At 45.8% G+C, this 12781-nt stretch carries 18 protein-coding genes and 2 pseudogenes; 5 read left to right on the forward strand and 15 right to left on the reverse strand.

What is annotated here, in order from left to right; all coding sequences use genetic code 11:
* Window positions 1-15: 15 nt before the first annotated feature.
* Window positions 16-468, reverse strand: coding sequence for a hypothetical protein (locus BQ5383_RS04140; RefSeq protein ID WP_071429491.1), 453 nt, complete (start codon window positions 466-468; stop codon window positions 16-18).
* A 157-nt stretch (window positions 469-625) separates the two neighbouring features.
* On the opposite strand from BQ5383_RS04140, the gene BQ5383_RS04145 reads away from it, so the two are divergent.
* Entirely contained in the window at window positions 626-856 is a 231-nt protein-coding gene (locus tag BQ5383_RS04145) for a helix-turn-helix domain-containing protein (protein ID WP_071429493.1), read from the forward strand.
* A 207-nt stretch (window positions 857-1063) separates the two neighbouring features.
* Here the strand turns inward: BQ5383_RS04145 and BQ5383_RS21005 are convergent, their stop codons facing one another.
* The 6 genes and pseudogenes from BQ5383_RS21005 to BQ5383_RS04170 form a co-directional block, all read right to left on the reverse strand.
* A complete protein-coding gene (locus BQ5383_RS21005; protein ID WP_006573022.1) occupies window positions 1064-1240 on the reverse strand; it encodes a hypothetical protein in 177 nt (58 codons plus the stop codon).
* 37 nt (window positions 1241-1277) lie between these two features.
* A pseudogene (locus BQ5383_RS19925) lies at window positions 1278-1583 on the reverse strand (MobA/MobL family protein); the annotation flags it as partial.
* Window positions 1550-1867 carry a VOC family protein gene (locus BQ5383_RS04155; protein WP_071429497.1) on the reverse strand — a complete coding sequence of 106 codons (318 nt, stop codon included), beginning with the start codon at window positions 1865-1867 and terminating at the stop codon, window positions 1550-1552. The pseudogene BQ5383_RS19925 and the gene BQ5383_RS04155, both read right to left, overlap by 34 nt.
* A gap of 290 nt (window positions 1868-2157) precedes the next feature.
* A complete protein-coding gene (locus BQ5383_RS04160) occupies window positions 2158-2457 on the reverse strand; it encodes a DUF3847 domain-containing protein (RefSeq protein ID WP_207646802.1) in 300 nt (99 codons plus the stop codon).
* A complete protein-coding gene (locus BQ5383_RS04165) occupies window positions 2450-2791 on the reverse strand; it encodes a DeoR family transcriptional regulator (protein ID WP_071429502.1) in 342 nt (113 codons plus the stop codon). The genes BQ5383_RS04160 and BQ5383_RS04165 overlap by 8 nt, the downstream gene beginning before the upstream one ends.
* Complete coding sequence (locus BQ5383_RS04170; RefSeq protein WP_071429883.1) at window positions 2792-2977, reverse strand: hypothetical protein; 186 nt, start codon at window positions 2975-2977, stop codon at window positions 2792-2794.
* Between the two features lie 532 nt (window positions 2978-3509).
* Between BQ5383_RS04170 and BQ5383_RS04175 the strand changes: the two genes are divergently transcribed.
* Window positions 3510-4331: a helix-turn-helix domain-containing protein gene (locus tag BQ5383_RS04175; protein ID WP_071429079.1), complete on the forward strand. Its 822-nt coding sequence runs from the start codon at window positions 3510-3512 to the stop codon at window positions 4329-4331.
* A 53-nt stretch (window positions 4332-4384) separates the two neighbouring features.
* On the opposite strand, the gene BQ5383_RS04180 is transcribed toward BQ5383_RS04175, so the two are convergent.
* The 5 genes from BQ5383_RS04180 to BQ5383_RS20600 form a co-directional block, all read right to left on the reverse strand.
* The gene (locus tag BQ5383_RS04180; RefSeq protein WP_071429080.1) at window positions 4385-4837 is read right to left on the reverse strand and encodes a GNAT family N-acetyltransferase; all 453 of its coding nucleotides are present in this window, start codon (window positions 4835-4837) and stop codon (window positions 4385-4387) included.
* Between the two features lie 12 nt (window positions 4838-4849).
* Window positions 4850-5749: a GrpB family protein gene (locus tag BQ5383_RS21855; RefSeq protein ID WP_071429081.1), complete on the reverse strand. Its 900-nt coding sequence runs from the start codon at window positions 5747-5749 to the stop codon at window positions 4850-4852.
* A 35-nt stretch (window positions 5750-5784) separates the two neighbouring features.
* Window positions 5785-6426, reverse strand: a complete 642-nt coding sequence (locus BQ5383_RS04190) for a Vat family streptogramin A O-acetyltransferase (protein WP_071429504.1) — start codon at window positions 6424-6426, stop codon at window positions 5785-5787.
* Between the two features lie 28 nt (window positions 6427-6454).
* Window positions 6455-6748, reverse strand: a complete 294-nt coding sequence (locus BQ5383_RS04195; protein ID WP_476726756.1) for a helix-turn-helix domain-containing protein — start codon at window positions 6746-6748, stop codon at window positions 6455-6457.
* A gap of 71 nt (window positions 6749-6819) precedes the next feature.
* Window positions 6820-7020, reverse strand: coding sequence for a hypothetical protein (locus BQ5383_RS20600; protein WP_139193338.1), 201 nt, complete (start codon window positions 7018-7020; stop codon window positions 6820-6822).
* A 519-nt stretch (window positions 7021-7539) separates the two neighbouring features.
* Between BQ5383_RS20600 and BQ5383_RS04200 the strand changes: the two genes are divergently transcribed.
* Together BQ5383_RS04200 and BQ5383_RS04205 are read left to right on the forward strand one after the other, a co-directional pair.
* Complete coding sequence (locus BQ5383_RS04200) at window positions 7540-8778, forward strand: IS110 family RNA-guided transposase (protein WP_071429506.1); 1239 nt, start codon at window positions 7540-7542, stop codon at window positions 8776-8778.
* A 295-nt stretch (window positions 8779-9073) separates the two neighbouring features.
* Window positions 9074-9922, forward strand: coding sequence for a helix-turn-helix domain-containing protein (locus tag BQ5383_RS04205; RefSeq protein ID WP_071429508.1), 849 nt, complete (start codon window positions 9074-9076; stop codon window positions 9920-9922).
* Window positions 9923-9961: 39 nt separating this feature from the next.
* Here BQ5383_RS04205 and BQ5383_RS20370 read toward each other — a convergent pair whose 3' ends face one another.
* Window positions 9962-10993 (reverse strand): restriction endonuclease subunit S, encoded by a 1032-nt coding sequence (locus tag BQ5383_RS20370; RefSeq protein WP_139193339.1) that lies wholly within the window; start codon window positions 10991-10993, stop codon window positions 9962-9964.
* Between the two features lie 29 nt (window positions 10994-11022).
* On the opposite strand from BQ5383_RS20370, the gene BQ5383_RS04215 reads away from it, so the two are divergent.
* Window positions 11023-12156: a hypothetical protein gene (locus tag BQ5383_RS04215; protein ID WP_139193340.1), complete on the forward strand. Its 1134-nt coding sequence runs from the start codon at window positions 11023-11025 to the stop codon at window positions 12154-12156.
* 9 nt (window positions 12157-12165) lie between these two features.
* On the opposite strand, the gene BQ5383_RS21010 is transcribed toward BQ5383_RS04215, so the two are convergent.
* Both BQ5383_RS21010 and tnpA read right to left on the reverse strand, forming a co-directional pair.
* Entirely contained in the window at window positions 12166-12411 is a 246-nt protein-coding gene (locus BQ5383_RS21010) for a hypothetical protein (RefSeq protein ID WP_172724563.1), read from the reverse strand.
* A pseudogene (gene tnpA / locus BQ5383_RS19935) lies at window positions 12336-12736 on the reverse strand (IS200/IS605 family transposase). Before tnpA ends, BQ5383_RS21010 begins: the two are co-directional and overlap by 76 nt.
* Between the last annotated feature and the right edge of the window lie 45 nt (window positions 12737-12781).

The raw sequence follows: 12781 nt of genomic DNA on the forward strand, positions 1-12781 counted from the left end.
AAATGCGGAGTATCATCAGCAGACCTTTTCAGATCCTTTAATGATACTCCGTATGGTCTGATAAGCTCCACCGCCTGTATGATCCACATAGAATACAACGAGATTGCTTCGCTTCACCATCTGCCGATTGCGAATTTGGAAAGCACCTTTCGGGTGGCTGCTGGCCGCGTTGCCGCATATTTCGATTTCATCATAATAGGCTTCAAAGTTTTCCATATTGTTGCGCAGCTCCGCCGTGGGATATGGCAGTATCCAAATCAAGGAACTGTTGTCATCCCGAACAAGCCGCTGCTGGCGTTTGACAGTGGAGGAAACGATCTGGTCAAAATCTCCGTCCCGTCCGACCAGGAACTCCACATACTCCTTTTCCAAAAGCAGCGCATGAACCGGCGCCTCCACACGATCCTCCGCCTCACGAAACTCCGGGATGATCCGGTGTCCAAAAAAACTAACGCTAAATATGTTCACGGTTTTATCTTCGCCATTTTCAAGCCAGCCTCTCCAACAAAGTAAATAATCTACTTCTCATTATATGCATATATTGACTTAAAGTAAATAATCCTCTAATTTGTTTCAATTATAATTTACCTGCTTTGTTGGTAGCATAATATCAGGAGGTGATATTATGCAGACGGAGTTTCCAGAACGCTATATCACTCTGGGCTTGAAGATCGCATATTACAGGAAAAAGGCGGGGCTGACACAGGAGGTCCTTGCGGAGAGGATCGGGAAAAGTGTCAACTTCGTTGGTCAGGTAGAAGGGACGGGTACGATCCGTGGCGTATCTCTTGAAACACTGTTCAAGATCGCCCAAGTGCTGAAAATCTCGCCCTCCAAGCTGTTAGAGGATGACTAATCGACTGCGACGCAGCCAGAACAAAAAAAGAATGGGAGCGCCAACATCGGATAACTGCATCCGATGTTGACGCTCCCATTTTGCTTGATAAAAGGTGAAAATCCGGCGTTTTTCCTATGCAGAAACGCCCTGCCGCTCCACATAGGAAATCATACTGCCCTTACACGGAAAAGCCACTACAGGCGGTTTCTTCGTCTATTTTGAACCCTAATTCCCGCACTTTTTGGAACGGAGGGAAAGATAGTGCGGGCAGGACACCACCACCGCCCGGAAACTCTGCTTGCAGGGATGGACGCAGCCCTTGCAGAGCTTGTTATACTTGCGTCTGCCGTTCTCGCCCAGGAAGAACGCCCATTCCAGACGCCATTTTTTGCTTCGGCTCATAAGTCATGCTCCGGGGGCTTTTTCTGATGAGCCTTGTCCGGGGGCTTGCGCTCGCCGCACTCCCGTTTTGCGTCCTCCAGCCGTTCCCGGATATCTCGCCGTACTTCTGGTCGTTCCAGTCCACGGTGTCCTCCTTGTGGCTTTTCCAGTTCCCGGACGGGAGCCGGATACGCTCGCCGTTCTCGTCAAGGTCATAAACTTTCCGGCTCTTGGGAAGCCATTTCCCGGTTTCGTCCATTGCCCGGATGGTCAGCAGGATGTGGGCATGGGGATTCCCGTCCCCCTTGTCGTGAATGGCAAAATCGGCAATCATGCCTTTGGAAACAAAAAACTCCCGGCAATAGCATTTATTTGAGTCAGGGGAAAACATAGTTCTAAATTCTCAACTTTTCTTTTTAGAATGTCTAAACTTTCAACATCAATACTTGGCAAGCAATTACTTCCAAAGCTATGTTTCTCATTCATTTTCTCAAAAGCGAACAAACCCAAACGAAATCCGTTTATATCAAAAATACTATAAATATCATCTTTAACAGTTACTTCTTCTTCGAAAAAATCTTGATAAAATTGGATTGCTCTCTCCATATCTTTTACACATAGATATAATGATCTAATATGACAGTTCAATATTCTCTCCTCCAGAAACTTCGATTTGTTATTGCAACTATTATACCTGATTCAGCCTCAAAAAGATAGCAAGCATTTATAAAACTTGTCGGCCGGGAACAACTTGCAGCGCAAGGTATTCCCGGCCGACAAGTTCACAAAGGTGTAGCTGGCACAGCCAGCGCAGGGGAAGCGTAGCGTCCCCTGTGATGATTGGAAGCAGCCGCAAGTGTGCTGGAAATCATCCGCTTTCCGCAGGAAGCCCCCGACAGGGCGCAACGCACCGGCTCGACCGGTGTATAGTTGCGCCCTTACTCCGTAAGGGGTTTCCCGGCTACCCGACCTTTCACGATTTCCGAAACAACTTCTTTCATGCCAGTTTGGGAAAATGCCTGTTTCAGAATATCCATCACATCATCGTCCGTCAGCACTTCCGGCCTTATCAGGAAACTTTCCAGCATAGCCCCTCTGGTGCAGAGCCGGTGCGTCCGTTCCTTCCGGGTAAGCTGCTTTATCTGGTGTTCCAGTATCTTTTCTTCGTGCTGCGCCCGCCGCAGTCTGGCTTCGCCTTGGGCAAGCTGCCGGTTGAGTTTTTCCAGCTTTTTATTCATCACGGTCATCCTCCTTTTTGGGGAGCAGCGTGTAAATGTGGTTCGGTTCTCCCACGCCCTGACGTACCCGCAGGATCAGTCCGGCGTCCTCCAATTCTTTCAGGGAACGCTTGACGGTCACGGAGCTGCGGGACAAGGCCGCTGCCAGCTCCACAATGGGGAACCGGACAAACAGTATCCCGTTGGTATCCTCCGCACCTCCCGCAAGGGTGGCGTCCAGCAGACGGGCATACATGACTTTTGCAGTGCTGCTGACCGGCAACCGCAGCATGGCGGCGGGAAGTGGCATGCAGGGCGGCAGAACGGTGTCTGCGGTCATAAATTCAAAGTCCATTTAGTTGGTTTTCTCCTTTCGCTTGGCTCGTTTGGACAGGTAACAGGGGCAGTCGATCACGACAGCCCGGAAGCTCTGTTTACACTCATGCTGACACTTCCGGCACAGGTCGTTGTAGGCCACACGCCCCCGGTCATTGAGGAAGAAGGACAGCTCCAACTTCCGTTTCTTGCTCATTCTCGGCATGGTGCCTCCTATCATAGAAAATCCGCCCATTTCAGCTGTAACGGTAGAGATGGGCGGATAGCGGTTTCTGGTGTCATGTTTCGGGGCAATTTTCAAAGAAAATACGGCCATAGAGCCGTCCTAAAAAGCCCCATAGTATCACGGACAGGGCAGACTACGCCCCGCCCATTTGTCATGTTTGGGTAGCGTTTTGGTGTCAGTTCTGCCGGGTCTCCCTGATGTCGTTCCTGCCCCTGAATCTCACAGCAGCGTTTTGTTCCCGTTGGTACGCTCGCTGCGGTCAAGGTTCCTCCAACTCCTTGCCGCAGGTCGTTGCGCTACATCGCCAGGGAGCATATCCCATCAGGCCGGTCATTCGATTGGAATAATCCATCGATGAACTGACTTAATCATAGCTCATTTTTGAACCCTTTCCCGTATGTCCAGAAAGTAGGAATACCGCCCCAAAATCGAAAATTTCCACGATTTCGGAACGGTATGGTATAATGATTATATATGCTCGAAAACCACATGGGAAGGGAGTGGCAAACCGATGAAAGACCATGTTTCTTTGCAAGAACGCTTGAAAGATTTACGGGTCGAAAAGGGCTTGAAGCTGGAAGAACTGGCGGAAAAGACCGGCATTTCAAAATCTGCTTTAGCCAGCTATGAAAATGAAGAAAACCGAAATAAGGAAATCAATCACGGCAACCTTATCACACTGGCAGACTTTTATGAGGTGTCCATTGACTATCTGTTCTGCCGGACAGAAAACCGGGAGCAGATAAATACCCCGCTGTCCGAACTGCATTTGACTGATGAAGCTGTGGCGCTTCTGAAAAGCGGACGGATCAATACCCGGCTGCTGTGCGAGATGATGTCCCACGAAAAATTTGCGGAACTGATGGCTGACGCAGAAATCTATGTGGATGGAATGGCTACCATGCGGTTCCATGACATCAATAGTGCTTTGGCCGCTGTCCGGGCAATGATACTGGAAAAACATCCCGAAGCCGCCGCAGACCGCTCCTTGAAAATTCTGGAAGCCGGTCAGATAGAGGAAGAAGATTTTTTCTGCCATGTGACACACAAAACATGGGACGCTATCCTTCACGATATACGCAAAGCCCATGAGAACGATATGGAGAGTGCGCCGGATACCACGCCAGCCGATGAACTGATAAGGGAAGTCCGAAAGGCCATGCAGTCCACTGGCGATAGGGTGCAGGAATTTTTGGAAATCTTCTGCAAGGCGTTCCAGCTAAAATACAAGCGGCTCACAGACGAGGAAAGAACTACCCTGAAAAGGCTGTTCAAAAGATCGCCGCTGATTAAAAATTCCGGGATCAACTTCCGTCGCAGGCCGTGGAAATGAAAACTGCCGTTGTGGGAACAGGCGTTCCTGCAACGGCAGCGTCTTTGTTGTAGTTATTTGTGAATGTACATTCTTGTCATGTCCGGCTCATTATTACCCTGAACCATACACAAGAATTCCCAGCCATATTTTTCATAAAAACTTGTATGGTCTGTAATCAAATAAAGTGGGGCAATTCCTTTAGATCTCATATCTTTTACAACCATGTCAAGTAACTGTCCCGCAATTCCCCGACAGCGATAATTCTCTTCCGTATATAATGCACATACATTTGGCGAAAGGTCTTTTCTATTGTGAAAATCATTTTCTATTACACCCAGACCACCTATAATAAGCTCGCCATCTAAGCAAAGATACCAGCCGTATTCCGTTTCATTTTTCAGGTAGGATTCCATACATTCAAGATAGGCTTCTTGCGGTACGCCCCATTTGGCATGAAACCATGCAGCGGCGGTTTCTTTTAATTCTGGTATTTGTCTTAATGTGACATAGCTATATTCATTCATATCCATGCTTCTTTATATCCACCAGTTGGAAGTAATATCCCCCAATGTGACTATTTTTTTGTTCTCATAGTCCAACATAATTTCAATAGAATGATAATTCTCTGGCATGAGTTGTGTCATAAATTCCCGACACGCACCGCAAGGTGGGATAGCGTTTCCATTCCGATCAATCGCTATAACACGGCGAATATAATTTTCTCCGTTTGTAATCATGTTGGCAATCGCATTTCTTTCTGCACACATTCCCAATGAGCAAGCAGTATCAATGCAAACGCCGACGTAGATATTTTCTTTTTCGGTAAAAATTGTAGCGGAAACACTTCCGGCTTCAATCAATGGAGAAATTACTCTTTCCTGTTGTACTTTCCTTGCGGCGATATACATTTTATCCCATGTACCATCAAATTGAGAGAACGCCAGTTTTTCAATTTCACGCACAAAATTCTCTTTTCCGTCACAATATCCATCAATATCATACGGAAATTTCTTTGCAAGTTCTGTTTTTATTTTTGCGTATTCTTCTCGCTCCTTTTCATGGGTACGCATATAATCACGAAAAGCAAGGTGACGCCCGATATTATTCCAGTCGTCTGCCTGGAAAATATGAATTTGATGGGTTCGCTCATCACCACCTTTGCGAAGATAGCGTCTACCCTCTATGCCAAATTCTCCAAGATATTCATAACCTATGTCGGAAAACTTTTCTGCATCAATATCCACTCTCTCAAGACTTCTGACAACTGCCATAATATCAATAATTGGTTTAGCGGCTAAACCTTCCACAGAGGTGCTTCCAATGTGGTAAATTGCTATGCAATTATCCGCAAGAATATTTCTAATCAGCAAAGACTCTTCTTTATACTTGTTTTTCCATAAGGGACTATACTCTATTACTGTTATGTGTTGACTCATTTATTTCCACCATCAAAACATCAATTCCAACAAAATTACACCTCGATTATGTTGCGGATCTGTTCCAAGTCACCGCTGCATAACGCCTTGAGATTTGCGAATATTTTCTCTGGTGACCAGTCCCACCATTTTATTTCTTGCAAGTATGCAATAAGCTCATCATCAAAGCGTCTTTTTATTATTTTGCAAGGATTTCCACCGGCAATACAGTAGGCGGGAATGTCTTTTGTTACAACAGAATTTGCAGCTATAATTGCACCATCTCCGATATTCACACCCGGCATTACAGTAACATTTTGCCCAATCCAGACATCATTTCCAACCACGGTATCACCCTTTAGCGGCAAGTCCGCCAAAGTCGGAGTGAACTGTTCCCAGCCACCGCCCATAATATTAAAAGGATAGGTAGTAACGCTGCACATTCGATGATTTGCACCGTTCATTACAAACTCTATTCCCTTAGCTATAGCACAAAATTTACCTATAATCAATTTATCACCGAGGAATTCGTAATGATGCGTTACGTGTTCTTCAAATCTTTCTGCGCCATTTATGTCATCATAGTAAGAATATTCGCCCACTATGATATTGGGGCGGGTAATAACATTTTTAATAAAGCACGCACTCTTAATTGCCTCATTCGGATAAATTGCATTCGGATTTGGTCCGTATTGCATATATATAACCTCCTCATAGATCTTTGTTTTATTCTTTACTTTGATTAGCCCCATCTACTTCCAACTCAATCACATCTAAAATGCCACAATGCAGGGTTTCACAGATACGAAGAAGCGTTTTCATACTGATATGCTCGCCCTTGCCCATGTTGGCAATTATATTGGTGGTCAGACCGGCGGCAAGCCGCAAGTCCTCTTTTCTCATACCACGCTCTTTCAATGTGTTCCATAATGGCTGATAGCTGATGTGCATAGGCTTCCCGTCCCTCTTTCCATCGTCCAGCGTTCTGTATCCATTATAGCAGAAATCTTGTGTTTCCACAATATTTCTTGACCGCACCGCCGATTCCGTCTGGATTGTGCTTTTCCTTTCTTCACTTTTGTTACATCTAATTAGCCATCAGCTGCTTGATGCCCTGGCTCTTTGCTTATGTGCGATAAAGAAGTAATAGAAGTGTAAAAAATTTTGCCGTTCCTATCCGGCACTTGGCCATTGTGTCGGATAGGTCGGGCGTTAGGCTTCGGGCAAGTCAATCTTGCCGACAAAGCTGTAATAAATCTCAATACTTTCTTTTCTCGGATACTCAACTTCATAAAAATCAACCTCCTAAAAGTTTATTTTCCGTGTGTTAATCGCCGGTTTGCCTGCAATCGCTCCTGCCCGGATTTCCCCCGGCGTATTGTCCTTCTTGGTGCGCTCTCGTCGTCGCAAGCTACATATCACTCGCTTCCGGGCAAGCTCGAAAGCTCGATCATTTCGCTGCTCCTCCTCTTCCCACAAAATCTATGATTTTGCAGGAGCCCTATTGTGGCGTCACTTCCCCAAAGGTCATACCCCTTGCAGCCGGTCATTCAATTTTCAACGCCTCATGAAATGCCATCACAGCTGAGAATGAAAATATAGTCTGTGCGTTAACCGAAGGATTTGCTAAACTGAAAACAGCAGGCGTAGTCCGGTTGCACCTTGGTGGATTTTCACCCCGTTTGTTCAACGTGGACGAGTTGCCCAAGAGAACAGCAGTATATTGCGTCACGTAAGTGAAGAGCACGAGTAGCAAAGTTCGGATACCCACCCGGGCAATTCCCAGCCTGCATAATTCAGGGAGGGATTTGATGCAAGACATATTGACCTGCGCCATGGGACTGGATATTCATCGTGACGTTATCGTTGCCTGTCTTGCCAAAGGTGAGCTGGGCACCGATCCGGAAATCGAGATTCGCTCCTTCAGCACACTTATCCCGGAAATGCGGAAACTGCGGGATTGGGTGTTGGAAGCAGAGTGCCGCTATGTCGCTATGGAGAGCACCGGGATCTACTGGCAGCCTATTTACGAAATGCTGGAGCCATGTTTTGATGGGCAGATCAGCATTCTGGTCGTGAATGCCCGCCACATGAAGAATGTGCCTGGGCGTAAAACGGATATGCGGGACGCGCAATGGATCGCCACATTACTCCGTGCCGGATTACTAAAGGGAAGTTTTATCCCAGATAAGACCTTCCGGGAACTGCGGCATCTGACCCGGTATCGTAAGAGCATCGTTCGCGACATTACCGCCCAAAAGAATCGCATCGATAAATTTCTGCAAAGCTCCGGTTTCCGCTTCACAGCGTTTCTGTCGGACGCATTTGGCGCTTCCGGGCGAAACATCATCCGTCATCTCATGGAATACGGAAATATTTCGCGGGAAGCTCTGGACCGGTGCCTGAAAACGCAGACCCGGAAACGTATCGACGAAATACTGATTGCCTTGAACGGTTCGCTCTCGGAGCACCAGCGCGGCTTTCTTCGCATGATATTTGGGCACTTGGAAGCGCTTGAACAGCACCGCCATACTGTGGAGGACGCTATTACGAAAGAGATCACAAAGCACGAAGAGGCATTGAGCCTCCTGTGCTCCATACCAGGCATTGATGTAACTGCGGCAGCAGCCATTATCGCGGAGATTGGTACCGATATGAGTGCCTTTCCGGATTCCCAGCATATATGCTCCTGGGCCGGTTTGAGTCCCGGTAACAACGAGAGTGCCGGAAAACGCAAGAGTGCTCACATTAACAAAGGTAATCCGTATCTGAAGAGTATGCTCTGCGAGGTGGGATGGGTCATCTCCGGAAAACGAAGCTTGTACCTCTCCGGTTGGTACTGGAGGATAAAACAGCGGAAGGGCGCTAAACGTGCAACGATTGCTTTAGCTCGCAAACTGCTGGCGCTGATTTACACGATGTTGAAGACAGGTTCTCCATACAACGAAGACTGTTTTGAGATCCGCAGAAAACAAAGTGAGCGCAAACGGGCCAGCCGTATGGTGAACGAACTGCAAAAGCTGGGGTACTTTGTGGTGGCACCAGGCTGATTCCCACTGTACCATACTTCGGCCGGCGACAGGTTTTGGCCTGCCGCTTTTTGTGCTGCGATGGTTTTTCATGAGGCGTTGAAAGCCTGTTTGTCAAGGTTCACGCCCTCGCTACTTATTTTCGTAGCAAGGTTCTGTGTCTCCTGACAAAACTCATTTTACCGAAAAAACAGGCCCTCTCCCGTATGTCCAAAACGATGGAAAACGGCTTGAAATCAGCATATTTCCACGCTTATGGAATCATGGTATAATGGTCATAAACGGAAGGATTTCCCTGATGAAAGGGGGATTTTAGATGCACACAAAACTGTCTATCCCGGAACGGCTAAAAGACTTGCGGGTGGTGGATAAGCACTTGACGCTGGAGCAGCTGGCTGAACAGACCGGGCTTTCCAAATCTGCTCTCAGCAAATATGAGAGTGACGATTATAAGGACATCAGCCCCTTTGCTATCGCTACGCTGGCGGAATTTTATGGGGTGTCCACCGATTACCTGATGGGGTTGTCAGAAAATAAAAATCACCCAAACACAGAGCTTCAGGCCCTGCATTTGAGTGATGATATGGTTACATTATTGAGCAGCGGAAAAATCAACAACCGGCTGCTGTGTGAGATTGCTACACATGAGAATTTTCAGCGGCTGATGACGGATATTGAGATTTTCGTTGACCGAATCGCCGATATGCGAATTGCCCAGATGAATCTGGTGCTGGAGGCCACCCGGCAGGAAGTGATCCGCAGCCATGCACCAGGGGATAACGACCTTTATGTCCGCACGCTGGAGCTGGGACAGGTGCAGGAGAGTGACTTTTTCAGCCACACGATTCATGATGATCTGGACAGCATCGTTCAGGATATTCGTCAGGCCCATGTCACCGACCGCACCACCGCCGATCCGCAGCCGACTTTTACAGAGGTCAAGGAAAAGTTTGACCGTGCCATGCAGCTGGGCAGTAATGAGGAACGGGTGATTCATGAGTTCTGTGACCAGATGCAGATTCCCTTTGACAAGATTGCGTCCGAGGACTTCTCGGCGTTTATGCGAATACTGAGCCTGTCCAAGCTGCTGAAAAATCCCAACAACATGAGGGGGAAGGCCCGGCCACAGGCATACCATGGGACAAAGAAGAAAAAGCGCAAGTAAAAAGGAAGCGCTCAAAATAAAATGAGCGCTTCCTTTTGATTAAATGGAAATTTTCTTGGATATTAGCGCATCCAATTTTTCAATGATTTCCTTCTGACTATTTTGTACTGATATAAACTTCTGGGCAATCTCCTTTTGAAGTGAAAGGCTAATATTTCCTTCACCGTCGACAGGAATTGGTACCATAATGTCGTTTAACATCGAAGGATATAGTTTCGTAAATTCATCCTCTCCGTTATCGCCTTTTCGACCTTTAGCCAGCTCCCGGAATATGGGTTCCAATGTAAATTTCATATAATCGAAGTCCAAATCTTGACGCCCGTTTTTAGGAACCAAGATTCCACGATCTCCGTTAATAGAAAATTTACCATCCAGAATAAGAATCGTACCTGCAAATCCATTTGTTGACCATGTCATATAACGACCATCATAATCGTAGGTATCTAAATGGGTCAGTGTCCCTTGACTTGATGCCGAGTAGACAGGGTAGGGGCCTGAGTGTAGGTTCCCGTACTTTTTGGTGTACTTTGACTTTCCTTTAATAGTGTCAAATAGCTCACTCAAAGGCAAATATTCAATCGCATATTCGTCACAATTCGGCACAATAGAAACCTGTGAGAGATTTGCAATTTGTTCAACAACAGTTTCTTTGGTTTGTTCCAAAGTTACATAACCTGCGGCGATTTCTTTTTGCTTTTCAAGCCAAGGCTCCCCGTTATGGTCTACCGGAACAGCAAATTTTACAGATTGAATCATAAATGGTGGTAGCGATGTGTACTCATTCTCTCCATTATCGCCTTGCCGCCCTTTTTTAAGCTCTCTAAAAATAGGTTCCAAGGTATATTTTGCGTACTCCAGGTCTATATTTGTGTCTTTCAGCAGGAGTATTCCACGGTGGTTGGTTGCGGAAAAAGGTGATCTGTGAATCATCATGTAGCCCGCTAAACCATCTATTGCCCATGTCAATGCCGGAACATTATAATCATAGGAATCGATCTGAGCAAATGGTCCAAATGTGTTGCCAGAATATAATGGATACTCACCAGTGTGTTCATGTACATAAGAAACCAAAAAAGAAGCGTGCCGTATGGATCACTATTTTGCTATGGATTAGTTTCTGGCCTATTATGCTTATTATTACAATTGCAAAAGCGCCTAAAATAGTAAAACCTATCAAAGCGGTTCTCATTGGCCTGGTTGTGATATTCATGATAACCACAGCTCTTTCTTACTCAGAAAATTCTGATTCGTATATCGCTGATGGAAACAGCTCTCTCAACAGCGCACTTTCATCCAGTAGCTCGGAAAAATTGTCTCCAAATACAATATTTTCTGAAACTATCACCGATGAGACCTTGCGGACAAATTTTCTGAATGCTTGTGCGCAGATTGGTATGGATTACCAACGAATTGAGAACCTCGAACAGGTTGACGATTGGATCAGTGGACCACGATACTCCTTCTCTTATGAAGGTATGCCCTTTCGGCTTTACTGCAACATGGATTCCACTGTCAACGCAATTCGGCTAGGGACAAATACTGATATTTACAAGCAAGGCTTTGAGCCATACCAGATAAGCGATTACATGATTGACCTTTCTATTGCAACTGAATTGCAGTTGCTGTCTGAGGAATATGTAAAAAATCAACTCAACTATCCTTCCTCTGCTGATTTCCCCTGGCTGGATTGGGCTTATGGGAGAGATCATGAACTGTATTCAGTCTCCAGTTCAGTTACTGCTCAGAACGCCTTTGGGATGGAAGATAAGTTGCCGTTCACCCTGATTTACCAGATTGAAAGTGATACAAAGAAACTGGTATATTTTGAGTTGGGTGGAAGTATTATTGTCAATCAGATGGATATTGTTTCCACTCCCGAACGAAAAGAAATACCCAACGACACTTCGCCCCAAACAGCGGCAGACAGCCAGGATATTGTGTTGGTAGACGGAGAATTGGGCACTTACGGAAAAACTGTTGATATTGATGGTTTCTCCTACATCAATTATTACGTCCCCGAAGGTACATATATTGTTCTGAATAATGGCAAGTGGTGTAAAGTCTATCTGGCAAAAGACGAATACTACAAAAACTCGGATGGTTATACCGAAAACGAAATTGTGGAAACACTGGAATTCTCTGAATATAGACAATCACAGACGCTTACGGTAAAAAGCGGCGAGCACCTTGAACTGACCATTAACGCATCTGTTACTCTCACCCCCATTGAATAAGCAAAGATTCTATTCTTTGGAACCTCTTATTTCCGGCGGGAACCGACCAGCGTGCTCTCCAGAGATTCTCTCCATCACAATTTCATCAATTTTCTGCTCCAGCCTCTTGATTTTCACCTCTAACGAAGAAATGTGGGCGTCGAGGATTGGTTTCCTCAGCGCCCACATTTTTTGTAATCTCATTGTATTGTCTCCATTTGCTGTTTCTGGCTTTCCATCATCTTTATAGTACCATAGTAATTTCTTTTGTACCAAAATTCACGGTTCCGATATGCAAACTTCATATTCCCAAACTTTTGAAATATCATTAAACTGCTTTTTCCCTTGAGGTATCCCATAAATCCCGATACACTCATTTTTGGGGGATACTTAGAAGCAGATGGATGTGATCTGGACATACTTCTTCCTCTATGATCTCAACCCTCTTCCAGTGACACCGTGTTCTGATGATCTCTCTTATTGCTGCTCTTTTTTCGTTATAGAATACTTTTCTTCTGTACGTTGGTGCAAATACCACATGATATTTACAATTCCACTTCGTATGTCCCAGACTGTTTGTGATGTTATTTTGCTCTGGCATTTTAATGTCCTCCTAATGTGTTTTTCAGCGTAACTGGCAGGTCAC

Origin of the sequence: Angelakisella massiliensis, assembly GCF_900104675.1 — a bacterium.
Lineage (GTDB): Bacteria > Bacillota > Clostridia > Oscillospirales > Ruminococcaceae > Angelakisella > Angelakisella massiliensis.

What these genes read in the sequence shown, in the direction of transcription:
- BQ5383_RS04200 (WP_071429506.1), top strand. Translation starts at nt 7,540, where the DNA reads ATGCAAGACATATTGACCTGCGCCATGGGACTGGATATTCATCGTGAC.
- BQ5383_RS04145 (WP_071429493.1), top strand. Translation starts at nt 626, where the DNA reads ATGCAGACGGAGTTTCCAGAACGCTATATCACTCTGGGCTTGAAGATC.
- BQ5383_RS04170 (WP_071429883.1), bottom strand. Translation starts at nt 2,977, where the DNA reads ATGCCGAGAATGAGCAAGAAACGGAAGTTGGAGCTGTCCTTCTTCCTC.
- BQ5383_RS21855 (WP_071429081.1), bottom strand. Translation starts at nt 5,749, where the DNA reads ATGAGTCAACACATAACAGTAATAGAGTATAGTCCCTTATGGAAAAAC.
- BQ5383_RS20600 (WP_139193338.1), bottom strand. Translation starts at nt 7,020, where the DNA reads ATGAAGTTGAGTATCCGAGAAAAGAAAGTATTGAGATTTATTACAGCT.
- BQ5383_RS21005 (WP_006573022.1), bottom strand. Translation starts at nt 1,240, where the DNA reads ATGAGCCGAAGCAAAAAATGGCGTCTGGAATGGGCGTTCTTCCTGGGC.
- BQ5383_RS04190 (WP_071429504.1), bottom strand. Translation starts at nt 6,426, where the DNA reads ATGCAATACGGACCAAATCCGAATGCAATTTATCCGAATGAGGCAATT.
- BQ5383_RS04180 (WP_071429080.1), bottom strand. Translation starts at nt 4,837, where the DNA reads ATGAATGAATATAGCTATGTCACATTAAGACAAATACCAGAATTAAAA.
- BQ5383_RS04205 (WP_071429508.1), top strand. Translation starts at nt 9,074, where the DNA reads ATGCACACAAAACTGTCTATCCCGGAACGGCTAAAAGACTTGCGGGTG.
- BQ5383_RS04175 (WP_071429079.1), top strand. Translation starts at nt 3,510, where the DNA reads ATGAAAGACCATGTTTCTTTGCAAGAACGCTTGAAAGATTTACGGGTC.
- BQ5383_RS04160 (WP_207646802.1), bottom strand. Translation starts at nt 2,457, where the DNA reads ATGAATAAAAAGCTGGAAAAACTCAACCGGCAGCTTGCCCAAGGCGAA.
- BQ5383_RS04165 (WP_071429502.1), bottom strand. Translation starts at nt 2,791, where the DNA reads ATGGACTTTGAATTTATGACCGCAGACACCGTTCTGCCGCCCTGCATG.